The sequence below is a fragment of the Cobetia sp. 5-11-6-3 genome (assembly GCF_013374055.1).
GTDB classification, from domain to species: domain Bacteria; phylum Pseudomonadota; class Gammaproteobacteria; order Pseudomonadales; family Halomonadaceae; genus Cobetia; species Cobetia marina.
In genome coordinates, this window is record NZ_BLWJ01000001.1 from 323,113 (window position 1) to 348,281 (window position 25,169).

The 25,169-nt window shown below is 63.4% G+C and carries 24 protein-coding genes; 8 read left to right on the plus strand and 16 right to left on the minus strand.

All coding sequences use genetic code 11. The annotated features are described in order from the left end of the window. Positions 1-40: 40 nt before the first annotated feature. The 8 genes from HXS66_RS01255 to HXS66_RS01290 form a co-directional block, all read right to left on the minus strand. Positions 41-766 carry a hypothetical protein gene (locus tag HXS66_RS01255; RefSeq protein WP_084209027.1) on the minus strand — a complete coding sequence of 242 codons (726 nt, stop codon included), beginning with the start codon at positions 764-766 and terminating at the stop codon, positions 41-43. Continuing rightward, complete coding sequence (locus HXS66_RS01260; RefSeq protein ID WP_176502698.1) at positions 741-1,952, minus strand: hypothetical protein; 1,212 nt, start codon at positions 1,950-1,952, stop codon at positions 741-743. Before HXS66_RS01260 ends, HXS66_RS01255 begins: the two co-directional genes overlap by 26 nt. A 5-nt stretch (positions 1,953-1,957) precedes the next feature. After that, a complete protein-coding gene (locus HXS66_RS01265) occupies positions 1,958-2,377 on the minus strand; it encodes a GtrA family protein (RefSeq protein ID WP_176502699.1) in 420 nt (139 codons plus the stop codon). After that, complete coding sequence (locus tag HXS66_RS01270; RefSeq protein WP_084209030.1) at positions 2,367-3,473, minus strand: glycosyltransferase family 2 protein; 1,107 nt, start codon at positions 3,471-3,473, stop codon at positions 2,367-2,369. Before HXS66_RS01270 ends, HXS66_RS01265 begins: the two co-directional genes overlap by 11 nt. A gap of 510 nt (positions 3,474-3,983) precedes the next feature. Next, on the minus strand, positions 3,984-4,286 hold the full coding sequence (locus tag HXS66_RS01275) for a cyd operon YbgE family protein (protein ID WP_167593034.1): 303 nt from the start codon (positions 4,284-4,286) through the stop codon (positions 3,984-3,986). Positions 4,287-4,344: 58 nt separating this feature from the next. Beyond that, complete coding sequence (gene cydX / locus HXS66_RS01280) at positions 4,345-4,446, minus strand: cytochrome bd-I oxidase subunit CydX (protein WP_024951692.1); 102 nt, start codon at positions 4,444-4,446, stop codon at positions 4,345-4,347. 90 nt (positions 4,447-4,536) lie between these two features. Then, on the minus strand, positions 4,537-5,670 hold the full coding sequence (cydB, locus tag HXS66_RS01285) for a cytochrome d ubiquinol oxidase subunit II (protein ID WP_077372590.1): 1,134 nt from the start codon (positions 5,668-5,670) through the stop codon (positions 4,537-4,539). A gap of 6 nt (positions 5,671-5,676) precedes the next feature. Further along, positions 5,677-7,278, minus strand: a complete 1,602-nt coding sequence (locus HXS66_RS01290; RefSeq protein ID WP_084209032.1) for a cytochrome ubiquinol oxidase subunit I — start codon at positions 7,276-7,278, stop codon at positions 5,677-5,679. 554 nt (positions 7,279-7,832) lie between these two features. Between HXS66_RS01290 and HXS66_RS01295 the strand changes: the two genes are divergently transcribed. The 3 genes from HXS66_RS01295 to HXS66_RS01305 all read left to right on the plus strand — a co-directional run bounded on the left by HXS66_RS01295 (position 7,833) and on the right by HXS66_RS01305 (position 10,637). Further along, positions 7,833-8,696 (plus strand): lipopolysaccharide kinase InaA family protein, encoded by an 864-nt coding sequence (locus tag HXS66_RS01295; RefSeq protein WP_176502700.1) that lies wholly within the window; start codon positions 7,833-7,835, stop codon positions 8,694-8,696. A gap of 364 nt (positions 8,697-9,060) precedes the next feature. Further along, positions 9,061-9,654: an OmpW family protein gene (locus HXS66_RS01300; protein ID WP_065392614.1), complete on the plus strand. Its 594-nt coding sequence runs from the start codon at positions 9,061-9,063 to the stop codon at positions 9,652-9,654. 278 nt (positions 9,655-9,932) lie between these two features. After that, positions 9,933-10,637 carry an OmpW family protein gene (locus tag HXS66_RS01305; RefSeq protein WP_240499562.1) on the plus strand — a complete coding sequence of 235 codons (705 nt, stop codon included), beginning with the start codon at positions 9,933-9,935 and terminating at the stop codon, positions 10,635-10,637. 81 nt (positions 10,638-10,718) lie between these two features. On the opposite strand, the gene HXS66_RS01310 is transcribed toward HXS66_RS01305, so the two are convergent. Further along, entirely contained in the window at positions 10,719-11,681 is a 963-nt protein-coding gene (locus HXS66_RS01310) for a DMT family transporter (protein ID WP_176502701.1), read from the minus strand. 160 nt (positions 11,682-11,841) lie between these two features. On the opposite strand from HXS66_RS01310, the gene HXS66_RS01315 reads away from it, so the two are divergent. Further along, on the plus strand, positions 11,842-13,485 hold the full coding sequence (locus tag HXS66_RS01315) for a PLP-dependent aminotransferase family protein (RefSeq protein ID WP_176502702.1): 1,644 nt from the start codon (positions 11,842-11,844) through the stop codon (positions 13,483-13,485). On the opposite strand, the gene HXS66_RS01320 is transcribed toward HXS66_RS01315, so the two are convergent. Next, positions 13,482-14,369: a carboxylate/amino acid/amine transporter gene (locus HXS66_RS01320; RefSeq protein WP_084209035.1), complete on the minus strand. Its 888-nt coding sequence runs from the start codon at positions 14,367-14,369 to the stop codon at positions 13,482-13,484. The genes HXS66_RS01315 and HXS66_RS01320 overlap by 4 nt on opposite strands. Positions 14,370-14,397: 28 nt before the next feature. Between HXS66_RS01320 and HXS66_RS01325 the strand changes: the two genes are divergently transcribed. Then, positions 14,398-14,922: a DUF6314 family protein gene (locus HXS66_RS01325; RefSeq protein ID WP_176502703.1), complete on the plus strand. Its 525-nt coding sequence runs from the start codon at positions 14,398-14,400 to the stop codon at positions 14,920-14,922. A gap of 78 nt (positions 14,923-15,000) precedes the next feature. Here HXS66_RS01325 and HXS66_RS01330 read toward each other — a convergent pair whose 3' ends face one another. From HXS66_RS01330 to HXS66_RS01345, 4 genes are all read right to left on the minus strand, one after another. Beyond that, the gene (locus HXS66_RS01330) at positions 15,001-15,684 is read right to left on the minus strand and encodes an alpha/beta hydrolase (protein ID WP_077372570.1); all 684 of its coding nucleotides are present in this window, start codon (positions 15,682-15,684) and stop codon (positions 15,001-15,003) included. A 617-nt stretch (positions 15,685-16,301) separates the two neighbouring features. Continuing rightward, entirely contained in the window at positions 16,302-17,087 is a 786-nt protein-coding gene (locus HXS66_RS01335; RefSeq protein WP_255303034.1) for a haloacid dehalogenase type II, read from the minus strand. Between the two features lie 400 nt (positions 17,088-17,487). Beyond that, positions 17,488-17,820 (minus strand): hypothetical protein, encoded by a 333-nt coding sequence (locus HXS66_RS01340; protein ID WP_176502704.1) that lies wholly within the window; start codon positions 17,818-17,820, stop codon positions 17,488-17,490. A gap of 116 nt (positions 17,821-17,936) precedes the next feature. Further along, the gene (locus HXS66_RS01345; RefSeq protein ID WP_084209039.1) at positions 17,937-18,278 is read right to left on the minus strand and encodes a hypothetical protein; all 342 of its coding nucleotides are present in this window, start codon (positions 18,276-18,278) and stop codon (positions 17,937-17,939) included. 991 nt (positions 18,279-19,269) lie between these two features. On the opposite strand from HXS66_RS01345, the gene HXS66_RS01350 reads away from it, so the two are divergent. Both HXS66_RS01350 and brnQ read left to right on the plus strand, forming a co-directional pair. Beyond that, positions 19,270-20,421: a DUF1853 family protein gene (locus HXS66_RS01350; protein WP_255303035.1), complete on the plus strand. Its 1,152-nt coding sequence runs from the start codon at positions 19,270-19,272 to the stop codon at positions 20,419-20,421. Between the two features lie 274 nt (positions 20,422-20,695). After that, the gene (brnQ, locus tag HXS66_RS01355) at positions 20,696-22,036 is read left to right on the plus strand and encodes a branched-chain amino acid transport system II carrier protein (protein WP_218015131.1); all 1,341 of its coding nucleotides are present in this window, start codon (positions 20,696-20,698) and stop codon (positions 22,034-22,036) included. Positions 22,037-22,150: 114 nt separating this feature from the next. On the opposite strand, the gene HXS66_RS01360 is transcribed toward brnQ, so the two are convergent. Both HXS66_RS01360 and HXS66_RS01365 read right to left on the minus strand, forming a co-directional pair. Next, positions 22,151-22,651, minus strand: a complete 501-nt coding sequence (locus HXS66_RS01360; protein WP_084209040.1) for a gamma-glutamylcyclotransferase family protein — start codon at positions 22,649-22,651, stop codon at positions 22,151-22,153. A 28-nt stretch (positions 22,652-22,679) separates the two neighbouring features. Continuing rightward, entirely contained in the window at positions 22,680-23,045 is a 366-nt protein-coding gene (locus HXS66_RS01365; RefSeq protein WP_176502705.1) for a YqcC family protein, read from the minus strand. Positions 23,046-23,121: 76 nt separating this feature from the next. Between HXS66_RS01365 and HXS66_RS01370 the strand changes: the two genes are divergently transcribed. Beyond that, entirely contained in the window at positions 23,122-25,110 is a 1,989-nt protein-coding gene (locus HXS66_RS01370; protein WP_176502706.1) for a cation:proton antiporter, read from the plus strand. Positions 25,111-25,169: the final 59 nt, after the last annotated feature.

Here is a 25,169-nt window from a genome sequence, read left to right on the forward strand (position 1 = left end):
TCGTCGCCGCGTCAGTGCCATCGCGCGCCGCCGGTCAGGGTCATGGAGCACTGTCGGGCGGCGTCAGCCCCAGGGTCGAGCGCAACATCACGCTATCCAGGCGCAGGCCGACGGGAAACTTGTTGCCATCGATCCCGACATCCCGCGGGGCAATGGGCGGCGGCCCCTTGAGCGTCAGATGCAGGCTGCCGTCCGGCTGGATCAACCGCTCCGGCACCTCCACCTCGTGGCTGGCCTGACGACCGCCCACCGGCCAGCGGGCCAACAGCTCGCCTTCCCCCCACACCTCCACCGGGCGGGGTTCGGCGTCATCGGGATAGCGTGACAGCGCGAGTGCCACCACGACCGGCTGCCTGAGGCCCGGCGTGACCTTCAGACGCAGACCCACCTGCGCCTGGCGTGCACTGACCGGCCGATCCTCCTTGGGCGAATAGAACCCTTCCCACAGCACGCCGCAGTTGCCAAGCGGCTCCCCCTTGCGCACGGGATAGCGCTCGCCCAAGGCGAGAACCGGCACCTCACCCATCGGGCGATAGCAGGTGGTGGCGTGTTCGATGAAGTAGCGTCGGTAGTGGTCATCCACCTGAGGGGTGCGTGCCAGCCACAGCATGCAGAGTTCGAAGGCCAGCACGGCGGCCGTCGCCAGCAATAGCCAGAGACGCCGCCGGCTCAAGCGGGTCGGCACGCCGTAACGCGCGTCGGCGCGCCCTCCCGAAGTGGCGGAGAGGTCCGCACTCACATCAGACGAGCCAGAATGCGGCGTCATACCAGTTCTCCACCAGCCAGAGGTTGAAAAGCGCGCCCAGGGCGACCAGCCCCCAGGCAAGTCGGCTCGGGAGGCGCGTGAGCAGATCCAGCAGCGCCAGCACGAACACCGGCATGCCGATCAGGTAGCGCGGGATGGCATCCAGCCCCGTGGCCAGCGGAATGAACAGGGTGAACGCCGCCAGGCCCATCTCCAGCCAGCGCCGCTGCAGGCCCAGCCAGCCGATCAACGCGATGCCGATCAGCGCCATGCTGGCCTGCCAGGCGGGCCGGAGCGTTTCCGGCGCCGTGAACCAGTACCCCAGCCCCTGCACCAGATTGACGATGGGATTTCCCATCTCGCGGCCCCAGGAGATCTGCACGTGACTGAAGGCCAGCGCATCGCCCGTCTGGTGGTAGAGCACCGCCATGAACAGAAACAGCCCCAGCGGCCCCATCACGCCGATCAACAGCCAGTCGGGGCGGCGCCACAGCTCGGCGAAGGCCGCCAGACGCAGACGCGCCAGCAGCTCAATGCCCATGGCGATGACCCAGAACACCCCGGTGGCCCGTGTCATCGACAGCAGCAACGTCCACAGCATCACCCGTCCGGTGCGCTGACAGCGCCAGTCGATCAGGGATGCGAGACACAACAGCCAGAACAGCGATTCCGAGTACAGCGCACTGAAATAGAAGCTGTACGGCATGCTGGCGACCAGCCACACGAACAGCAGCGGCGAGGCATCAGGGCGCGTGATGGCAAGATAGCGACACCCCAGCCCCAGGGCCGCCGCCAGCAGCACATTGCTCAGCAGTACGCCCATCAGCTCCGGGTCGAGCTGGCCGCCCAGCGTCACCAGCCACAACAGGGCAGGATAGAGCGGAAAGAAGGCCCAGTTGGCGGCATCACCGTCGCTCATGCCCCGGGCTTCGACATCGTAGCCACGGGTCATGATGCCCTTGAACCAGCTGCCATCGAACTGGGCCATGGCATGCAGGTAGCTTTGATCGCCATGGGCGGCGATGGCCAGCCACGCAAGCCGCGTGATCACCAGTGCCAGCAGGATATGTGCCCAGGGAATGCTGGCGGTGCGTGCGCGCGCTAGCGCCTCGCTCGGCGATGGTGTCTCGGCGACCAGCGCGGCCCCCAGGGCCGCCAGCCGTCCCTTGCCCATCCGCTCGGCCTTCACGGCAGTGCTGTCGTTCATGAGGCTCATTCCTTGAAGGCCCAGAGTCGTGATGCCAGATAGGTCACGACGGGTACCGAGAGCGTCGCGATCGCGATGGCCACGAAGCCGCTCATGCCGAGCCCCTGGATCAGCACGGCCAGCAGCCCGTTGTTGAGCGCGAAGCCGCTGGCCGCCACCAGCGCGAACCGCCAGGCGCTGCCCTGTCGCTTGAAGGTCAGTCGTCGATGCCCCACCAGCGAGACCTGGAAGGCCACACAGAAGGCCACGATATTGGCGATGAATTCATTGAGCGGTGGCCAGAGAAACAGCATCAACGCGGCGACCGCGAGGTGCACCCCCGTGGCGGCCAGCCCCACCAGACCGAAACGGGTGGCGGTGCCGGCTTCCTGTCGTGCCCGCTCTGCGGTGCTGGACGTCCGGCGTGACGTGGCATCATCCCTCACGCGAGTCTCCTCGCGTCATGTCAGGCTCGGCACTCTGACAGGATTCACGGCGGCGACTGGCCTCACGGTCACGCTGTCCGCGCAAGACCCGCGCCGTGCTGAGGCCACTGTCCAGCCCGCTGTCCGGCGAGGTAGCGCCACCGGGGCCATCCTGCAGGCTGTCGTGATCGATCAGATACAGCGGCCGCTGCTTGGTCTCCATGAACAGGCGCCCGAGATATTCGCCCAGCACGCCGATGGAAATCAGCTGCATGCCGCCGAAGAACAGCACCGCGATCATCAGGGACGCATACCCCGGGGCATCAATGCCGAACAGCACCGTCTTGCTGATGATGACGAGAATGTAGAGGAAGGACAGCCCCGCGATGCACGCGCCGAGGTAGGTCCAGACCCGCAGCGGCCAGGTCGAGAAGCTCACCACGCCGTCCAGGGCGAAGTTCCACAGCTTCCAGTAGTTGAACTTGGTCGTGCCGGCGGTCCGCGCCGGGCGCTGATAGGTGACGCCAACCGAGCGATAACCGGGCCAGGAGAACAGTCCCTTCATGAAACGGTTGCGCTCCGGCATGCGGCGCAACGCCTCGACGACCCGACGATCCAGCAGTCGGAAATCCCCGGCGTCCCGTGGAATCTCGGTAAAGGTCAGGCGATTGAAGATGCGATAGAACCATCCTGCCGTCTTGCGCTTGGTGGCGGTGTCTTCATCACGCGCGGCGCGAACGCCATAGACCATGTCGTAGCCGGCCTGCCACTGGGTGATGAATTCGAGTATCACCTCGGGCGGGTCCTGCAGGTCGACATCCATCGGCACGATGGCATCGCCTCGCGCCTGCTCGATGCCGGCGCTCATGGCCGCTTCCTTGCCGAAGTTGCGTGTCAGGCTCAGATAACGAATACGTGAATCATCGGCCGCGGCAGCTTCCAGGCGCGCCAGGGTGGCATCGCTGGAGCCATCGTCGACGAACAGGATTTCCAGGTGCGGTACCTGCGCTGCCAGGGTGGCATCGATGGCGGCAAGAAACGGCGCGATCGTCTCCTCTTCATTCATCACCGGCACCACCAGCGACAGCACCCAGTCGCCTGATTGGCGCCGTGTCATGTCGCGCGGGATATAACCTGCAGACGCCGTGGACGGCCTGCTTCCCTCGGGTCCGCGGGCCGAACCGCGGGCAGAGTCAACGGATGATCGCATGCCTTCCTCCTCGAAGAGCGGTCTGGATATCGCTCGTGAACCATTGTTGTTGATATCGGTCGCCCAGCCATACCCCCACGACAGCACGCTCGGGCGCACAGGGGGTCTCTTGTGTTAGGTGGGGCTCGCAGGAGGGATTGCAATGACGCCTGGCCCACCACGCCCGGATGCACAAGCCCAGGGCATGGGCCAAGGGCATGAGCGAATCGCGGTGACCTCCAGGCCCCCTCTCACGCGGTTGCACTGGCGTTATAGGGCGCGGACTGGCGGGATGTAAAGCGATATCGCATGTCGCTGCCGCTCAAGAAGGGCTCGCTTGCCTCCCCGGTGACACTTCTCGCGCCGGCCCCCCCCCCCAACGCAAGAGGGGCCACTCATGGAGTGACCCCTCTCGGGACTTTCAAGGCATCGCGGTGGCTAGCTCATGCTCAGGGCGATCAGGGTGATCAGCAGCAGACACCAGCTCAGCGGTGCGCCCAGCAGCCAGGCGCGCGTGGCATGACGCGGCACCAGACCGACCCCATGCGTGAAGCCGGCCCCCAGCCCCCACAGCGCGATCAGCAGCATCAGATAGCGCGGCCCGGTGGCCATCGAGGCGATGGCATCCGGCCCCAGCAGCATCCAGATGGCCACCATGGCAGACAGCAGCAGCGAGGCCAGATGGGCAGGGCGAGTTCGGCACCAAGCCGGTGGTCGTGAGGCGTACCAGGGTCGTGACATCGAGCTCTCCTTGATCAGAACGGTCGGCGGCGCAGAAGCATCGTTGAGGCCGCCTGCCTCAATCATCGTCAAAGGTGTGAGTCTGCTCAAGCCACAATGCATTGATGATGCCCGCGAAGCAGGCCAGCAGTACACCGAGAATCCAGGCGAAATACCACATGAAGTCGTCTCCCGGCGAGGGCGGCGCCCTCGCCCAATGATGCAGTTATGAAGCGTACGGGAAAAGCGGTTGCAGTGTCGGCTGCCTGCCTCAGTACAGACTGTGTCCGTCCTGCTCGACGTGACTCACCGTGACGCGCCGCCACATCTTCACGTAGCACCAGGTGGTGTAGAGGATGATGGTCGGCACCATCACCAACCCCGCCACGGTGACGATGGACAGTGTCAGCTCGCTGGAAACCGAATCCCACAGCGTCAGGCTGGCCTCGCCCATGCGCGAGGACGGCACGATGAACGGGAACATGCTGATGCCTGCGGTGGCGACCACACCGCCGACCCCGACGGAACTGGCCGTGAAGGCTGCCCCGCCCTGACGTCTGGCCGAGAGCCACATCGCGGTGACGATACCCGCCACGGCGCCCAAGGGCGCGAGCAACGTCAGCGGCTCACGCGCGTAGACATCCATCCAGCTGCCGGGGCCGACCTGCTTGTCCAGCAGCTTTAGCGCCGTGCCGGTATCGCCCATCTGGTCGATGCTGTAGCCCATGCCGGACAACCACACCCACAGTCCGCCCAGGCCAAACAGCCCGAGCGAAAGCAGTCCCAGCGGCTGCACCAGACGCGCACTGCGCGCCGCCACGGCGTCATCGGCACGCGCCACCAGCCAGGTACCGCCATGCAGCATCACCATCACGACGGACAGCGCCGCACACAGCAACGCGAAGGGATTGAACAGCCCGAGATAGCTGCCGTCGTAGCTGGCACGCATGTACTGATCGACTTCCAGTGGCACGCCCTGCAGCAGATTGCCGAAGATGAGGCCGAAGAAGGCAGTGGGAATCAGGCTGCCGGCGACGATGCCGCGGTCCCACCAGCCCCGCCATTGGGGGCTCTCGAGCTTGGAGCGATAGTCAAAGCCCAGCGGACGGAAGAACAGCGAGAACAGGATGGTCAGCATCGCGAAATAGAAGCTGGAGAACGCCGCGCCATAGACCACCGGCCACACCGCGAAGACGGCACCGATGGCGGTGACCAGCCATACCTGATTGCCATCCCAGTGCGGCGCCAGCGTGTTGATCACCACGCGCCGTTCGCTGTCACTGCGACTGACCAGCGGCATCAGCATCGCCGCGCCCATGTCCATGCCATCGGTGATGACGAAGCCGATCAGCAGCAGACCCACCGCCACCCACCAGAACAGCTTGAGGATCTCGTAATCCCACATGATCCATTACTCCTTGAATGACAGCGAAGGATTGAGCGACATGCCCTCGTCGTCTCGCAGGGCGCCGCGCTCGAAGTGATAGCGGCCGGTATGCAGGGAAGAGGGTCCCTTGCGCGCGAAGTGGAACATCAGCCACATCTCGATCACGAAGAACAGGCTGTAGAAGGCCAGGAAACCGCCGATGGACCACCACAGATCCGACTCATCCAGGCTCGAGGCCGCCATGAAGGTCGGCAGGATCTCTCCGACCGCCCAGGGCTGACGCCCGAATTCGGCCACGAACCAGCCGGTCTCCACCGCGATGAACGGCAGCGGGATCGACAGCAGGCAGATCCACAGGAAGGGGCGCACATCGAAGCGATGCTTGGCACTCATCCATACCGCGACGATGAAGATCGCGAGCATCGCCATGCCACAGGCGACCATGATGCGGAACGAGAAGAACATCGGCGCCACCGGGGGGATCGAGTCGGCCGCGGCCTTGTCGATCATCTCCGGCGTGGCATCGGAGGGCGTCTCGACATAGCGCTTGAGCAGCATGCCGTAACCGAGATCTTGCTTGACGGCATCGAAGGCCTTACGGGTCGCGATATCGTCCTGACCCTCACGCAGCTGCTGGAGCAGATCATAGGCCTGCATGCCATTGACGATGCGTCCGCGGTGCTCCTCGGTCAGCTCCTTGATGCCCGGAATCTCGGTATCCAGCGAGCGCGTACCGATCAGCCCCATCACATAGGGAATGTGGATGCCGTAATCGGTGTGCTGGGTCTCCTCGTTGGGCAGACCGATCAGCGTGAAGGACGCCGGCGCCGGCTCGGTCTCCCACATCGCCTCGATGGCGGCCATCTTGGCCTTCTGCACGTCGCCCACCTCATAACCGGACTCATCGCCCAGCACGATGACCGAGGCCACCGAGAACAGTCCGAAGGCCGCGGCGATGGCGAAGCTGCGCTTGGCAAAGCCCAGATCCCGCCCCTTGAGAAGATAGAAGGCACTGATGCCGAGCACGAACATGGCGCCGGTCACGTAACCTGCCGACACGGTATGCACGAACTTGGCCTGGGCGACCGGATTGAAGATGACATCCGCGAAGCTGGTCAGCTCCATGCGCATGGTCTCGAAATTGAAGGCCGCCCCGACCGGATTCTGCATCCAGCCATTGGCGATCAGGATCCACAGCGCAGAGAAGTTGGAGCCGAAGGCGACAAGCCAGGTCACCATCAGGTGCTGACGCTTGCTCAGGCGGTCCCAGCCGAAGAAGAACAGCCCGACGAAGGTGGATTCGAGGAAGAAGGCCACCAGGCCCTCGATGGCCAGCGGCGCACCGAAGATGTCGCCGACGTAATGCGAGTAATAGGCCCAGTTGGTGCCGAACTGGAACTCCATCGTCAGGCCGGTGGCGACACCGAGCGCGAAGTTGATGCCGAACAGCTTGCCCCAGAACTTGGTCATGTCCTGGTAGACCTGCTTGCCGGTCATCACATACAGGGATTCCATGATGGCCAGCAGGAAGGCCATGCCGATGGTCAACGGGACGAACAGGAAGTGATAGAGCGCGGTCATGCCAAACTGGAACCGCGACAGCTCCACTACGGTATCGGAGATCATGTCTAACCCCTTTGCGATAAGACGAACGGCCAGACTGCCGTCTCTGCATGCGCTTGCCACCGACGTCGGGGGCAGTCTCCCCCCGACTCCCGCCGGCAAGCGCACAGGCAATGGCACCGTGGTACCAAGACCTTGGTCGGACATTCTCTGCCCTCTCGCGACAGGCTCCAGATGACAGGTTGTCGCAGCCGCACTCCGGCAAGCGCCGCCTGCGGGGATCGCAAGCCCATGAGCTGACAGCGGAAACGTCCATGGCCCGCATCATTGCTGGGCTGGCGCGCAGTGGACCGCCAGCGGCCTCTCAACGCTCTCCTCGCGCACCTGCACGACACCTGCGACCTTCCACCACACGCCACAGAGCACGGGCCTGCACGACAGCAGCCATGCACGGCTCGGACAATCCTGCGACGCGTGTTGAATGCGCAGACACAGGAGTTGCCGATCAGCGACTATCACTTCACCAGCAGGCTAACTATCATAGGGCGATCCATCGCTGGGTCCTGCGGCAGGGATTGCCCGTGACCCACCTCCCCTCTTTCGCTCGTGAACTTGCCATGACCTCCTTTTCCCGCCACTCCCTGTCCAGCGCCTCTCGGGGCCCACGTGCCACGGCGCCCCGTGGCCATGCCGACTACTGTGACCCCGCCCTGGGGAATCTGCTGGATTACCACGGCCTGAACCGATTCGAGGCCCTGTGGCACGTGGCCGCCCAGGACGTCGATGCCCCTAACCGTGAGCGCGGAGGCATATCGACGGTCTCGCTGCTCACTCTCGAGGACGAGCAGGGCCAGACACATCGCCTCTACCTCAAGCGCCAGACCAACCATCTGGGCCGCAGCCTGTCACGCCCACTGGGCGAGCCGACCTTCTCGCGCGAGTGGCGTGCCATCCGCCACTATCACGCGCTGGGCATTCCTTCGGTGGATGCCGGCTGGTATGGCGAGCGCCGCACCGGCAAGGAGTGGCGCGCCATCCTGATCACCTTCGATCTCGACGGCCGCGATGATCTGGACCACTGGCATGCACGCTGGACGGCGCTGGACGATACCCGACGCACGCAAGTCATCACTGCCAGCGCGCGTCTCGTGCGACAGATTCATCAAGCCGGCATGATGCACGGCTGCCTGTTCCCCAAGCATCTGTTCCTCAGCCGCCCACAGCCCGCCGCCGACGGTGCCAGCGCCATGCAGGAACAGATGGATGCCGTCATCATCGACCTGGAGAAGACCCGACGCTTCGTGCTGCGCCGTCACGAGTGCCAGCGCGACCTCTACGTGTTGTGGCGCCGCCTCAAGGCCTGGCAGGCAGCGGAGTGGCGAGAGTTTCTGGCCGTCTACCTCGACTGTCCCGCGCAGAGTGACGAGGTCAGTCGATGGCTCAACGAGCTTGAAGCACGTGCCCAGCGCAAGCGTCGCTGAAATCCCACACTGGTGGGCGCATCACGCATTGCGTAGCATGCGCTCACCTCACGAGCCGCCTACGACCAACGTCTCATGAATCTGTCGTGAAAATGAACGGCCCTGTCGCTGTCCTGCGCCACCTCCAGTCTCATCCTCGAGACATGCACCTTTTCTGAAATAATCGGTAACATCCGCTAACAAGACGTCAAATATGTTTTCAAACATTGTTCTAAAAAAATGCTTGCCAAAAAGAACAGTGTTTTTTATAGTTCATCTCGTCCCCTGAACAAGGCAGCCTTGCCACACTCGGTACATTCCCCGAGTTCGCCAGGCACCGCCGACAGGAAGCCCCCGAGGCCACAAGCTTCAAGGAGAACATCACATGAAAACCATCAAGATCCTGACTGCTACCGTCATCGCCGGCACCATGGCAATGGGTGCACAATCTGCACTGGCCTACGGCAAGGGCGACATCTTCCTGCGCGGCGGCGTTGCCAAGGTCGACGGCAAGAGCAACAACGGCAATGGCCTGATCGCCAAGGATGAATCCGGTTTCGCCGGCTCCGTGGGCTACATGTTCCACGACAACCTGGCAGTTGCCCTGCAGTCCACTGAAGCATTCAGCACCGACTGGAAAAACAGCGACGGTGGCTTCGATCAGATGCCGATCAACCTGATGCTGCAGTACTACCCGCTGGGCGGTACCGAAGCTCGCGTTCAGCCTTACGCTGGCGTCGGCCTGAACTACACCCACTTCTCCGGTGAGTCTGCCGGTGGCCAGAGCATGGACATCGACGACAGCTACGGCGCTGCTGCCGAGCTGGGTGTTGACCTCAACATCAACGAATCCTGGGCCGTCAATGGCTTCGCTCGTTACGCTGACGTCAAGGCCGACACCAAGATCAACGGCCAGGACGTGAACGACACCGAGCTGGACCCGGTCACCGTCGGTGCCGGTGTCACCTACCGCTTCTAAGTGCTGAAACACGCACTGACGAGCCGCGCCGAGCCATGACGCATCAGGGGTGATCCCCTTGCCTCATTGACGACGCACAAGAACGCCGCAGGCCTCAGGGCCTGCGGCGTTCTTGCATGCGCGGACAGTCGGCGAGACAGACGGAACTTGATTTGAATCAAGTGTGACGGACCCTTGTCGTACATGACGGCAAACCCTTGTCATGGATCAATTTTTCGTCGACATGAGCTCCTAGACTGACATCTCCTTTCTCACCCCCTGTCACTTCGGGAGCGAACATGTCAGCCGCACAGTCCTTCTTGCCCTTCTCCTTCTGCCGGTCCTCTTCGCGCCCGCTGCGCATGGCGGCGATCACGGCCGCACTCACGCTGACTGCCACGTCGGCTGTCGCTGCGCCGTTCTCGTCGACTGACTCAGGCCTCGAGAACCTCGATTATGGTGCCGGCCAGTTCTGGACGCGTGCGGGTGTCGCCAAGGTCTCGCCTAAGAGCGACAACGGTCGCATCGATGCCATCGGTGCCGACGTGGACGTCGATGATGACAGCGCCTTCGCCTTCACTCTGGGGTATCGCTTCACCGATACCCTGGGGATCGAGCTGCTGGCCGCGCAGAATTTCGAGCATGACATCTCGCTGAATGGCCAGAAGGCCGGCTCCGTCGATCATCTGCCACCGACCCTGACACTGCAGTACTACCCCCTCGGTGGACGCGACTCCCGCATCCAGCCGTACATCGGTGCAGGCGTCAATTACACCCACTTCTCCGATGAAACCCTCGATGACGGCACCAAGCTCGAGATGGATGACAGCTGGGGCGCGGCCGCACAGATCGGTGTCGACCTGGTCATCAATGAGCATTGGGCGGCCAACGTCGCTGCCTGGTATCTGGATATCGATTCCGATGTCACCGTGGCGGGCAGCGTCAACGACAAGGTCGAGATCGACCCGATCGTGACCATGGCCGGTATCAGCTATCGCTTCTGAGTCGCGCATCTGACTGGCCACAGACGACAACGCCCCGCCAGCCCATCACGGGCCGGCGGGGCGTTGTGCTTTCAGGGCGAATCAGCGCGAGGCGGCCTGCCCGCTGCTCGGTGCCGACGTCTCGGGCGCTGACGGCGACGTGTCGTCAGCCGGCGCCCTGGCTACCTTGCCCGGACGGGGGCGATCCAGCACCAGTCCCAGCACGACCAGCGCCGCTCCCACCACCATCAAGGCGGTCCACTGCTCATCGAACAGCCACCAGGCCATCAGCGCGGCACACGGTGGCACCAGGAAGAAGGTACGTGCGACCTGGTGGGCCTCGCCACGTTCGAGCATCAGCATCAGCAACCAGATGGCACCCACCGAGATGGCGATCACCAGCCAGGCGAGGGTCAGCAGCAGACGAGGCGTCGGGTCGAAGGCGAAGCTACCTACGCTGCTGGCTGCGATGAGGAAGACACAGCCCGCTCCCAGATACTGGAATACCAGCCCCTCCACCAGCCCCATCCGACCACCGACACGCTTCTGCCACAGCGTCGAGCTGGACACGCCGATGAGCGCCACCAGACACCACAGCAGGCCGATCATCGGCCACTCGAGCGTGGCGCTTGCGGCGCCTGCCCCATGAAGCACGCCCGCCCCCAGCACCAGACTGACGCCAATCGCGCCACACCCCAGTCCCAGCCACTGCCTGGCACCCAGACGGATACCGAACAGCGGCAGTGACAGCGCCGCCGTCACCAGAGGGTGCAGGCTGACCAGCAAGGCCGTCAGCCCCGCAGGCAGCCCGGCCTTGACCGCCGCGAACACGCCACCCAGATAGGCGCCGTGCAACAGCATGCCGATGCCCATCTGAGCCAGCTTGTCATGGCGCTGCCCCCATTGGCGCGGCTTGCGGCGTATCCACAGGATCAGCCCCAGCACCGGCAGTACCAGCAGGCTACGCACCAGCAGCAGCGTGAAAGGCTCAGCATCCAGGGTTCCGAAACGTGCGGCGATGAACCCGGTGGCGAACAGGAAGACGAAGGTCAGCGGCATCCACATCAGATTGACTCCAGAGCACGAGAGACGGGACCTCACTGTCCCGAGGAGCGCTCACACCGAGCGCGTCAGGCATCGCCGGCGTGATGTGACATGAGCTTGCCGCGAAGGTACCAGGGGATACAAGATACAGAGAATGGCTTTTTCAGGGGATACAGTCCGCATGAGTGGCACTCAAGACCTCCCATCAGCGCCGCGCTACCAACAACTGGCGACGCGCTTGAAAGCCGAGATGGCGACGGGGCAACTCGTCCCCGGACAACGGCTGCCCTCATTGCGCCGCCAGGCGGCCCTGTCAGGGCTGGGACTCAACAGCGTGATCCGCGCCTATGGCGAGCTGGAATCCGCCGGCTTCCTCGTGGCTGTCCCGCGCCGGGGATTTCAGGTCGCGGCCGCAGCGGCGCCTCCCTCTTCTGCCAGCCGCGATCACGACGCCGCCCCGTCACGCTGCACCCCTCTTGCCACTCCGTCACTGGCCATCGATGACCCGGCCTGGCAGGCCATGGCTCATGCCAGCGACCCGGCGCTGGCCCCGCTGGGCGCGGCGCATCCCGAGCTGGATGCGCCCGCCGTGCGGCGCCTCTATCGGCTGGTGCGCCAGAAGCTCAAGCATCACGCCGAATCCCCCAGCGCCTACGCGCTGCCCCCGGGCTCCCCCGCCCTGCGCGAGGCCATTGCCTCTCACCTCAGCCACCATGGCCATCACTGTCACGGTGACACCCTGTTGCTGTGTCAGGGGGCTCAGCAAGGCATGTCGCTGATTCTCCGACAATGGCGCGCAAGCCGGGGACGCTGTCGCATCGGCATCGAGGCCCCCGGCTATTTCGGTGTGCTTGCGGCGGTGGAAGCCACTGGTCACGAAGCCATTGCCCTGCCGACACATGCTGGAAGCGGACTGGATATCGAGGCATTGGCCAGACTGCTGGAGGAAGGAGAGGCAAGGCAGATGGACAGGCGGCAGACGTGTGCAGGCAAGACGCGGCCAGAGATGCCGCCCACGGCCGGGCACCGACACGGCAAGGCCGCCCTCGACGCGCTGATCGTCTCACCGGATTGCCACAACCCGCTGGGTGGCCAGCTGAGCCTGACGGATCGAGATCGCCTGCTCAAGCTGGCCCAACGCCACGGGGTACAGATCATCGAGAATGCCACCTTCGCGGAACTGAGCTTCGACACCCGTCTGCCCTGGCTGATGGACCTCCATCAGCGCCAGGCACCGTCACCGGCGCAGACAACGCTACTGGGACAGACAATATCACCGGAACAGGCACCCGGCGTGATCACGGTGGGCTCGCTGTCCAAGACGCTCGACCCGCGAGCACGCTGTGGCTGGGTGTGGCTCCCACGGCCCGAAAGCGTGACGCCTGACGCCGAGCTGGGCATGCAGGGGCTGATTCGCGCACGCTGGGCCGATGGCATGGGCGACATGCCATGGATGCACGCCGCCCTCGCGGAACTGATCGCCAGCGGCGATTACGGGCGCCATGTCCACCGCATGCGCCGCTGCTACGCGAAGCGCCTGCAACTGCTGCGCGAGACGCTTGCCTCTGCTCTCGGCGATGGCGTCTGGCTGCCCGGTGTCAATGGTGGCTATCTGCAGTGGTGCGGCCTGCCGGGACTGGATGGCGCGGCCCTTTCCCGCCTGCACCGCGAGCTGCTCGAGGCTGGCATCGCCACTCTGCCCGGCTACCTGTTCAAGGCGGTCAGTCCCGGCCTGCGCCTCAATGCGGCCCAACTGCAGAACGATGAGACCCTCGCACGATTGACCACGACCCTGCGCAACGCGCTGCACGGAGCCGATGCCTAGCGAACGCTCTGCGCCTCACGCGCGCGCTGCTCACGCTGGCGCGCCCAGAACTGATTGATCAACAGCGCCAGCACGATGACCGCCCCGCCCAGCGCGAGACGCGGCAGGTCCGCGTCGCGATTCCAGATCAGCAGATTGACCAGCAGTCCCGCCGGTACCAGCGCATTGTTCATGATCGCCAGGGTACCGGCATCGACGCGCGTCGCTCCCTTGTTCCACAGGAAGTAGCCCATCCCGGACGCCACGATGCCCAACCAGCCCAGCACCACGAAGTGCACCGGCTGCGAGGGCAGCTTGTCGGTATTGCCGAACAGCAGGAACATCACGACCACCAGCGCCAGGGCGCCAAGATAGAACCAGCCGAACACATGACGGTGCGCGACACCTTCAGGCAGCTGGGGCGAGAGATGACGATAGGCGACCTGGCCGATGGCAAAGCACAGATTGGCCCCCTGAACGACGGCAAAGCCGAGCCAGAAGCCCTCGGTGACCCCGTCGTAGCGAATGATCGCCGCACCGATGACCGCCACCATCGCCGTGAGCAGGTAGAATGGCGACAGCCGACGTTTCATCATGTCATCCAGGAGGGTGATGTAGATGGGCGTGAAGATCGTGAACAGCAGCACTTCCGGGACGGGCAACAGCAGGAAGGAGCGGTAGAAGAAGATGTACATCAGCCCCAGCTGCACCGCACCGATGGCCATCAGCTGCCAGCGGATGCGGCCACTGATCGCCCGTGGGCGCAGAAAGGGAGCAAAGATCAGGCTGGCCAGCACGATGCGTGTCAGCACGGCCAGATAGCTATCGACCTGACCGGACAGGTAGACGCCGATCAGGGAAAACGAGAAGGCCCACAGGGCCGTGACACCGATCAGGTAGGACATGACGAGTAAACCCGTTAGGCAGAGAAAGTTGACAGGCATTGTAACCCTCCACGCGCTGCTTGAGCAGATACGCCACCTGGAATTTTCGTCACGCTCAGGGCCTGCCTCACGCAACGCCTGGTCCGGCCATGGCAGCGGTGAAGTGCGCCTCGAGAAGGAGATGCCTGATGGGGCCGGCAGGACTGGGGCGGAAGACTCGTGGGACATCCTCTTCAATGAACAGGGGCAGTTCCGACTGAAGGGCCAGGCCAGCAGTGTCACGTTCCGCAATCGCTATCGCTGGCGACTGAGCCCCGATGGCACGGCCCTGTCACTGAGCCATGAGCGCCGCGGCCGCGATGCGGCGGTCTTCCTGTTCGATCTGATCGAGGCTCCCGCAGGCGATGGTGACCACTTCATCAGCCGCGAGGCACATCTGTGCATCGATGACCTCTATTCCGCCACCCTCGTCATCGTGCGCGATGCGGATGACAAGCCCTGCGGCTTCGACCTCGACTGGCGCATCACCGGCCCGCGCAAGGATGAACATCTCGCCTATCGCTATCGCTGCTGAACGTGACCCGCGCTGCCGGCACATGAAAACGCCGCTGACGAATCACTCCGTCAGCGGCGTTGTGGGACTGGCAGCCGATCAGGCCAGCAGGCGTGCCGTGAACCATTCGCCGATCGCCTCGATCTCCTCGAGACACACGGCGTGCGCCATCGGCCAGGTCTGCCATTCAAGCGGATGCCCGAGGGCGCGAGCACTCTCGGCGCCAGCCTCCCCCAGTGCCAGCGGCACGATGTCATCCTGGGTGCCGTGATGGACACTGATGGCCAGCCCCTGATTGGCGGCTGATGGCGTGATGGTCGCGCTGGTGGCGAAATAGGTGGAGAGCGCCAGCAACCCACCCAACGGCCGCTCACAGCTCAACGCCGCCTCGTAGACCACGGCACCGCCCTGAGAAAAGCCTGCCAGCAGGATGCGCTCACTGGCGATCCCCTGCGCGACCTGCTCCTCGATCAAGGCATGCACGTAAGCCGCGGACTCGCGCAGCTGCACTTCATCGACACGCCGCCCAAGATTCATCTCGAGAATGTCGTACCAGGCCGGCATGCGCATGCCGCCATTGACGGTCACGGCCAGCTCACGCGCGTGCGGGAAGACGAAACGCACGCCGTGATCCGCCGGCAATCCCAGCGCCGGCACCACGGGCACGAAATCACTGCCGTCCGCCCCCAGCCCATGCAACCAGATGACACAGGCATCCGCCTGGCCCTGAGGCTCGATGATCTGCGGACTACGGTGGCCATGCTGGGGTGATGCGTCGTTCATCTCTGCGCTCCTGTCTGGAAAAGGGGAATTCCGCCCAGCCTACCATTGACATTGCCTTCTGCCACCTGCGCTCCCCTCATTCAGAGCCCGACCGCGCGATGCAGCACGCCTGCTCGACCTGTGCTCCCCCTCTTCTGGCGCGCCCTCACCATGACACTGCCTCTGGACGCGAGACATAAAAAAACCCGCCAATCGGGCGGGCAATGAATGTCGGGACAGCGACACCCAGGACAGGAAAGCGCTTGAGAAACCGTGCCTGCGGGGGGACTTTCTCAAGCACTCTGGGTCTTTCTGAGAAGCATCCTTCTCGAGATCGCCTGAGGACTGTCACGCCATCTCGATGCGACCTGCCAGCGCGCCATTCCATCATCATGCACCATCGATCTACATCAACGAAATACAGCGCATGACAGCGCATGACAGCGAACCACCATCACGAAATCTCGACAATATCGCCAGAATACTTGCGGAGTATTCACGATGAATCTGCCAGGCGATGGGACCGGCAGCCTCCCGATTGACAGGATATGATTTCTGTCAAAGGAGATTCGCCAGCCCCACCGATACCGCGGACTTCAGGGTGACAGGATCTCGACAGCCCCCGCCAATCAAGGAAATTACTCCAGGATGTCGGCCAGTTCGTTCACATCCTTCACGACATGATCCGGCGCCTTTGACAGCGGGAAGAGTGCCTTGCCCGGGCGGGCGATGAAGGTGGTCTGCAAGCCCGCTTCCTTGGCACCCGCGACATCCCAACCATGTGCAGCGACCATCATGGCTTCTTCAGGTTCGACATCGAGCTTGTCCAGCACCCACTCATAGGAACGCAGGTCCGGCTTGTAGATCTGGATATCTTCAATGCTGTAGCGAGCATCAAAATACGGCAGCAGTCCCGCGTTCTCGAACTGGGCCTTGACGCCCTTGTTGGACGAGTTGGTCAGACTGACGATCTTGTAGCCTTCGGCCTTGAGCCTGGCCAGACCTTCCTTGACATCAGGGTGAGGCGGGAGTGTCAGCAACGGTGTGATGATGGCCTTCTTCGCCTGCTCATCCGTCAGTTCGACACCGTTGTTCTGCGCGACCACCAGCAACGAGGCGACACCGATCTGCCCGAAGTCGTGATAGTCCCGGGTCACGGTAGACACCAGGGAGTAATGCAGCATGGTCGAGAACCACAGGGGCAGCAGGTCTTCTCTTCCCCCCAGTGCCTCACCGACCGAACTGCGCATCGAGGTCAGGTCCAACAGCGTTTCATTGACATCGAAGATGAGCACCTTGGGCTTATCGACGACATCATCCGCCATCGCATTCCCCGACATCAGGCCGATACCCAACAACACTGAACCTGCCACCTTCTTGAGTTTTCCGCGCACCATCATGCGTCTCCACTTGATCGATATCATGGCATCCGGCCTCGACATTTCCGGCATGCCGCTCGGCAGTCAACAACGTTTAATCACCGTGACTCATCATGACACTCTCACCATGAACTGGCGATGAATCTTCACGAAAAACGCGGGAAATATCTGCAATTATCCAGATGAATCATCCTTCCTTGCGAGGGCTGACTGGCTTGTCATTCTTGAGCGCCTATCACGCCTTGCGCCCCAGAAATCGTCTCAAATCTGTCCAATGATACATCGCAGATATCAGCATCCAACCGGCGTAAATTTTGGCAAGAATGCCTCACGAAGACTCAAGAAAATCCTCCAGTACCTTGTCGACATCCAGCACATACCATGCGCAGAGACGACCCACCCGGTGGCGGTAGCCAAGACCATCCACCAATGCGATCCCCTGTCCTCAGACGCTTTCGCTCAGGGCATGCTGGACGCGGGTAGCGGAAACGCTCTTGCCGGCATCATTGACGTACTCGCGGGAATCACGAGTGATCTGCGCCTGCTGACCATTGACGCTCTGGTTGTTCAGCGCCTGCTCGACACGACTGGCCGCAACACTCTTGCCGGCGTCGTTGAGGTGCAGCGGCTGAGTCGCTGCCTGCTGGGCCTGACCGTGGATCACGGATTCGCTGATGGTGGCGCGGACCTGCTGGTCGGCAACGCTATCAGCGTTGGCAACGCCTGCGGTGGTGACGGAGAGAACGGCGGCGGCGATGAGGGCATTGAAGGTCTTCATGATGTGACTCCTGGAAATGACACTGACGAAAGAGGTAGGGAAAGACAGAGTGCTTGAGAGCGACGCGCCGAGAGGCCGTGTCTTGCGACCCGTTGACGACTCAGCGTTGCGTCGGCTCAGGCGTTGTCGCTGATGCTCTGCTGGACTCGGCTGGCTGCGACACTCTTGCCCTGCTCGGAAACGGTGTCATTGGCCCGGGATACGGCAGCGGTCTGCTGGCCACGAATGTGCTCGGCATTGAGTGATTGCTCGACACGTCCGGCGGCAACGCTCATTCCAGTCTCCGCGAAGCTCTGCTGGCTGGTGGCTGCCGGCTGGGACTGGCCGATGATCTGCTGGCTGTTCAGCGCATTCTGGACGCGCAGAGCGGCAGGGCTGTCATCAGCGGCAAGGGCGGACGTGCTGGCAGTGGCGATGACGGCGGCGGCGATCAATGTCTTCAGTGTGGTGTTCTTCATGGTCTATCTCCTGGTCCTGGGTAGCGGATGATTCCGCGTGAAGTCGTTGTCAGCGAGTGAAGGATCTGGCGAGTAGCCCCTGTCCGGGCTCCGTCCTCCGTTGACTGTGGGTCGTGCTTCGCTTCGATAATTAACAGACTAATCTTTATTCCGCTTTCTAACTAGCCGTGCCATTGGAAGCTCACTGTTTCGCCTTGAGCAACAAACTCGCGGTGGGCTGTCGATTCCGGGGCCAGCCTCTTCCGCGCGCCCCTCGAGATCGAAAATTCTTGTCAGAGTCGCGGACAACTCTTGTACAACCATAATGGCGCAGAAACTTCCTGATTCCGTGCCGAGCCAGCCATCTGACTGATGCCTTGCCCTGGCAGAATCCTTCGGTGCTCGAGAGAAGCCCCCGTCTCGAGACTCCCCTCGGGAGAACATGTTGCCAGCGGTGAAGTGTGTCGTCATGTTCTGATGAGACATACGCCAAGGCCTTGAGACTGGATGCAGCAGAAAGAGAAATAATGCGTTTATTTTTCTGTCGACCAGCGACAGGAAGCCGGATAACTCCCTTGCAGAGCAGAGGATTGCTCACCCCGGTCGCCCGAATTGTTCCTCACCCACCGGGTACGCCGAAGGTCGCTTCCACCATCGCCGGGGGCCCTGGCTCAAGCACGCTGCCTAGGCGTGCTCGTCAGATGACGGCTCCGTCCTGGTCAGGTGACAAGGGGGCATTCAGACCTCAAGAGACACGCGCACATTGCCTGCATCTTGTCTGCATGTTGCGTACATTCTTTGTTGAACACGCCGAGAGACGTGCAGCGCGTGGAGTACCGGCCTGACCATCACGGGTTGGTTCTCATGAGGAATCAATCCTCAAAGACGATGCCCTCGCCAACGCAGTCAGCAGAGGTCGCGGGTCCCTCTGGCACGAATGGCCGCGTGGGTGAGTGAGCGTTACACTGGCGACATGCCCAACCCGCCACCCATTCCTGACAATGACGCGCCTTTGCAGGCCCCTCCCACCCGCTGGCCAAAGACTGCCGGGCAGACCCTGCGTGGCGAATGCGAGCGCTATACGCATCCGCGCGTCAGGGATATCGCCTGGCTGTTGAGTGCCCCGGACCTGCTGACACTGCTCCCTTATCAGCGCCCGACTCTCGAGGCGTTGGGACTGGGCGACGACATCACTCGCCATCGCTGGCTGAGCGAGCTTGAGCAGGCCCCCGAGGCACTGGAATCCGCGGTGGATGAGCGTCGCCACCATCGGCTCGGTCTCTATCACGAGCTGCTGTGGCGGTTCGTACTGGCCCACGCCCCGGGCAGCCGACTGTTGGCCCACAATCTCAGGATCATGGAAGGCAAGATCACGCTGGGCGAGCTCGACATGCTGTATCTGGCGGCAGGCGATACGACCCCCACCCACCTGGAAGTCGCGATCAAGTTCTATCTGGGATTGCCACAAGGTCCGGGGCCGGCGGATGGCCTGGAGCGCTGGATCGGCCCGGGCGGCGCCGACAGTCTCGCCATCAAGACGCGACGCAGTCTTGCGCACCAGCTGCCACTGGCGCTCAGCGAGCGGGGGCAACAGACGATTCGTCAGGCGCTTGGCCTACCCGTGAGCGACGCCGCCGAGGCGACGGGAGACTCGGCCCCCGGGTGGCTCGCGGGCCAATGCCTGGCCATGCCCGGCGGTCTGTTTCGCCCCTGGCAGCCGGAGACACCTGCCGATGAGCAGCTGCCGCCACCGCGTCACTGCCATCCTTCAAGCGCGGCGCAGGCGGGCTGGTGGGTCCCCGTGAGCCAGTTTGCCGCCTTCTGCCAGAGCCTCGACAGTACCGCGATGGATACCGCGCCGCTGCTGGGCTGTCTCAGGGAAAAGCCCGCCTGGCTGGCCCCTCCCCCTGCGCAATCACTGACCGGGTGGCGCGAGCTGCAACTCTGGCTCGAGGACTATTTCGCGCCCTCTGACGGGGAAGCGAACCCGCCAACGGGCACTCCCCGGCAGGCGCCGCCTCAGCATCCGCGTCAGCTATGGCTGGAACGCGCGCCGCGCCGGCCCTTGGACTCGCGACACGACACCCCCTCTCAATGGCGGGTATTCGTGGTGCCGGATGGATGGCCTCACTTCATCCCGCTGCCCCCGACTTCCCCCACCTGACGGTTCACGTCGCGATCAGACCGGCAAGCGGACTGCTCGGGAGGGAGTACTCACTTTGTCTTGATGCGTGAAATCAACGATAATGCGCCGCGTCAGATTCAGGCGACTCACAGGTTGGCCTGTTTCTCGCCATGAGACGCGGGCTTCGCACTACCCCGCGAGCCCGAGTCTGCTGGTGACCTCACCCCTGTCGCTGGCCAACGGCTTCCCGGCAGCGTGTCGACTCCGACATCCTGCTGCCGCAACGCATCCGCTGAATCCGTAGGACGTCATCTTGAAAACACGACTTTCCAGCCTCGATATCGTGGCGCTGGGCTTCATGACATTTGCGCTCTTCCTTGGCGCTGGCAACATCATCTTCCCGCCTCAGGTAGGTCAGGGCGCAGGAGCCGAGTTCTGGCCAGCCGCACTCGGCTTTCTGGCCACCGGTGTCGGCATGCCGCTGGCCGGAATCGTCGCGGTCGCCGTGATCGGCGGCGGGCTCGACAAGATCACCTCCCCGCTGCCCAAGTGGGCGGCAGCGGCCTTCGGCGTCGCCATCTATCTGTCCATCGGGCCGATGTTCGCCATCCCGCGTACCGGCACCGTCGCCTTCGAGATGGGCATGCGTCCGTTCATCGACATGACGCCCGAGTCAGGCCTGGCATTGCACTCGGTGGTGTTCTTCGGCATTGCCACCCTGATCGCCCTGAGCCCCGGCAAGCTGATGGACGTGGTCGGCAAGTGGCTGACTCCGCTGTTGATCGCGCTGCTGGCACTGATCGCGCTGTTCACCATCATCGACCCGCAGGGACCGCTGGGCCCGGTGAGCCCCGAGTGGGCCGAAGCGCCCTTCATGACCGGCTTCCAGCAGGGCTACCTGACCATGGATGCGCTGGCCTCGATGGTGTTCGGCATCCTGATCGTCTCGGCGATCAAGGCGCGTGGCATCACCGCCACCGCTGACGTGACGCGCTACACCCTGTGGGCCGGCGCGATCGCCGCGATCTGTCTGGCCGCCGTCTATCTGCCGCTGACCTACATGGGCGCCACCAGCCATGCTCTGGTGACGGAAGCCGCCAAGGGCGAACTGATTCCGGTCTACGTCGAGGCCTTGTTCGGCGATGCCGGCAAGCTGATTCTGGCGCTGGTCATCACTCTGGCGTGTCTGACCACCGCGGTGGGCCTGCTGACCTCCTGCGGCGAGTTCTTCCATCGCTTGCTGCCGAGCGTGCCCTACCGTCTGCTGGTGATCGTGATGGCCGTGGCCTCGGCGTTGATCGCCAACCTGGGCCTCTCGACCCTGATCAGCGTCTCGATTCCGGTGCTGGTCACGCTCTATCCGCTGGTACTCGTGCTGACGCTGCTCTCCTACCTGCGCCCGCGCCTGCATGATGCGCCACGCGTGTTCGCCTGGAGCCTGGGCCTGACCCTGCTGGTCAGCCTGCTCGATGGCTTCGAAGCCAGTGGCATCGATTCCCTGATGGCCATCTCGCACCGCATCGAGCCGCTGCTGCCGCTGGCCTCCATGAATCTGGGCTGGCTGGCACCTGCACTGGCGGGCCTGATCATCGGCATGCTGACCAGCCGTCGTGACCAGACGAATCTGGACCCGGTACTGACCGAGCAACGCTGAGCGCCCCTCGGCCCTCCCTTGGTGGCATGATGTTGCCAGGGCGTTGCCATGAAAAAGCCCGCCCCTCGTGATGAGGGGCGGGCTTTTTTCGTCACGGCTGTCGTCTCTGGCGTCTCAGCGCGGCGTGCTGCGTGACAGCCCCAGCCGTGCGAGCGTGTCATCATCCAGCGAATGCACCGCTTCCACGTCTGCCAATGCCGTGAAATAGTCCGGGGTCAGGAAGTCACGCCCGCCCAGCAGGTGCTCGAGATACTCACGGGCCGGCTTGAGTCCCTGACTAGTGCGCTCCGGCAAGGCGATGTACACCCAGGCCTCGATGACACCGTCACGTGTCACGATGGCATGACGAAAGCGCTCATATTCATGTGGGCGCCCCTCGTAGGGGTCCATCAGGGTGATCTGCTCAGGGTCGCGCAGCTCGTAGAGCACCCCTTCGACACGCTCGCCCCGCGCCGGTTGCACATTGGCATGTGCGATCCCCGGAACACGCGACGCCTTGTCGAAACTCAGCCGATGCTCCTCCAGCCAGCCATGCAGGGCACGACGCGTATCACCGATGCGTGCCGCGACACGCGCCGGATTCATGTTGCTTCCGTAGGCGAAGTAGTACGGCATACCCGTCTCCCGTGTGAACCGCGACGACTCAGTTGTCGGTGATCAGCGTATCGATCTCGCGCACGACTTCCGTCATCGCCACGCGGCGCTCCGGACGCGCATCCTTCAACCAGGCCTCGATGGCAGGCGCCACGTCACACTTCACCGGGAAGCTGCCACGTGAGTCACACAGTGCCTCGAGACGCGCGATGAACACGAAACGCAGCCACTGGCCCATGTCCATGCGGTCCACGCAGAAGGGCTCCACGCTCATGAAGGCCTCTGGGGTCGGTGTCTCCATGCGCCACAGATCCGCCGCCTTCATCGTCGCTTCCAGGCGTGCCAGCAGGTCACGCAATTCGTCATGCGCGTTGCCGGCGAGTTCGCCGTCCTGGGGTATTTCGGTCGGGTTCATGACACCTCCGTCAATTCATGCATGATGCGTTCACGGTATTATCCCGTTCATACGCTTGGAAGGCCAGGAGGGCCAGATGGCAGATAGCCTGTTCAATGACGTGATGATCCTGCTGGGGGCCTCGGTGGTCGCGGCGGCGCTGTTCCGACGCCTGCACCTGCCACCGGTACTGGCCTATCTGGCGGTGGGCTTTCTGGTCGGCCCGCATCTGGCAGGCTGGATAGGCCGTCCGGAAGAGCTGGCCTTTCTGTCGGAGTTCGGCCTGGTCTTTCTGTTGTTCTCGCTGGGATTGGAATTCTCGATGCCCCGCATGCGAGCCCTCAAGACCACCGTCTTCGGACTGGGAGCCTCCCAGGTGGTGGTCTGCAGCGGACTCTTCTGGGCGCTGGGCTGCGCACTGGGGCTGACCCCTGCCGCGGCGCTGGTCGCGGCAGGCGCACTGGGACTTTCTTCCACGGCCATCGTGACGCGGGAGCTGGCGCGCTGGAACGAGCTGGACAGCCCCCACGGCCATGCCGCGGTGGGAGTGTTGCTGTTTCAGGACCTTGCCGCCCTGCTGTTCCTGATCCTGATTCCGGCCATGGCGGGTGATGGCAGCCAGCTGCTCAGCGATCTGGGCGTGATGCTGGCCAAGGGCATCGGCCTGGTGGTGGTGATGATGGCCATCGGCAAATGGGTGCTGCCACTGGTCTTTCAGGAAGTCGCGCGCTCACGCTCGGAAGAGCTGTTCGTGCTCACCGTATTGCTGGTGGCCCTGTTCTCGGCCTGGCTGACCCACAGCCTGCACCTTTCGATGGCGCTCGGCGCCTTCCTGGCGGGCATGATGCTCGGTGAAAGCCATTACCGGCATCAGATTGAGGCGGACATCCGCCCGTTCCGGGACATCCTGCTGGGCCTGTTCTTCGTCTCGGTCGGCATGCTGCTCGACCCGCATGTCCTGCTGGCACAATGGTACTGGGTGGTGATCGGCGTGATCTGCCTGCTGACCACCAAGGCACTGTTGATCACGGGGCTTGCCAGACTCTCCGGACGACCACTGGATTCGGCCATGCGCACCGGCCTGGTGCTGTCACAGGGCGGAGAGTTCGGGTTTGCCCTGCTGGCACTGGCCAGTCAACAACAGCTGATGGACACCGATACCGTGGGACTGGTGGTGGCGATCATCATCGGCTCGCTGGTCGTCACGCCCTCGCTCATTCGTCACAACCAGCATCTGTCGCAACGTGCCTGCCGCTCACATACCCCCACCCAGGAAAATCCGCACACCACGGCGCAGTTGAGCGAGGCCACGGCCCCGCTGCATGACCACGTCATCGTGTGCGGCTTCGGGCGTGTCGGTCAGACGGTCGGGCGCTTCCTGACCCAGGAGAAGCTCCAGTGGATCGCCATCGATGCCGACCCCATCCGCGTGCATGAAGCCGCCAGCGCGGGTGAACCGGTGGTCTTCGGTGATGCCCAGCGTCAGGACATTCTGCGCGCACTGGGCATCGAGCGCGCCCGCCAGGTGGTGATCACCGTCAACCAGCTGCCGCATGCACTGGCCATCCTGCATGCCATCCAGCCGCTGAAGCTCCCCGAGCTCAAGGTGCTGGTGCGCACCCAGGATGATGCCGACCTGGACACCTACAAGGCCGCCGGCGCGACCGAGGTGATCCCGGAGGTACTGGAAGGCTCATTGATGCTGGTCTCGCATGTGCTGGTCAATCTCGAGGTGCCATTTCGCCGTGTGGCGCGCTCGATCCAGAAAGCCCGCGAGGCCCGCTACAGTCTGCTGCATGGCTACTTCCACGGCCAGCAGTCCCAGCTGACCGACAAGCGTGGCAACCCGCTGCTGAGACGCCATCCCGTGACCCTGACCGAGAGCACCTGGGCCTGTGAGCGCCGACTGGACGAAATCTCCCTGCCGGAGCGCAGCGGTATCCTGATCTCCCGCATCGTGCGCGCCAACGGGGACTGCATCGAGGAGCCCACGGGTGATCTTCGTCTCGCGTGTGGCGATACGCTGGTATTGTCCGGGCTGGCTGATCATATTGAAGAGGCAGAAGCGCGTCTGTTGTCGGGCTGAGGCTCTGCCTGTCGGACGGGCACAGGAGACCGGCCTTTCGACAGCAGGCAATGACCGCC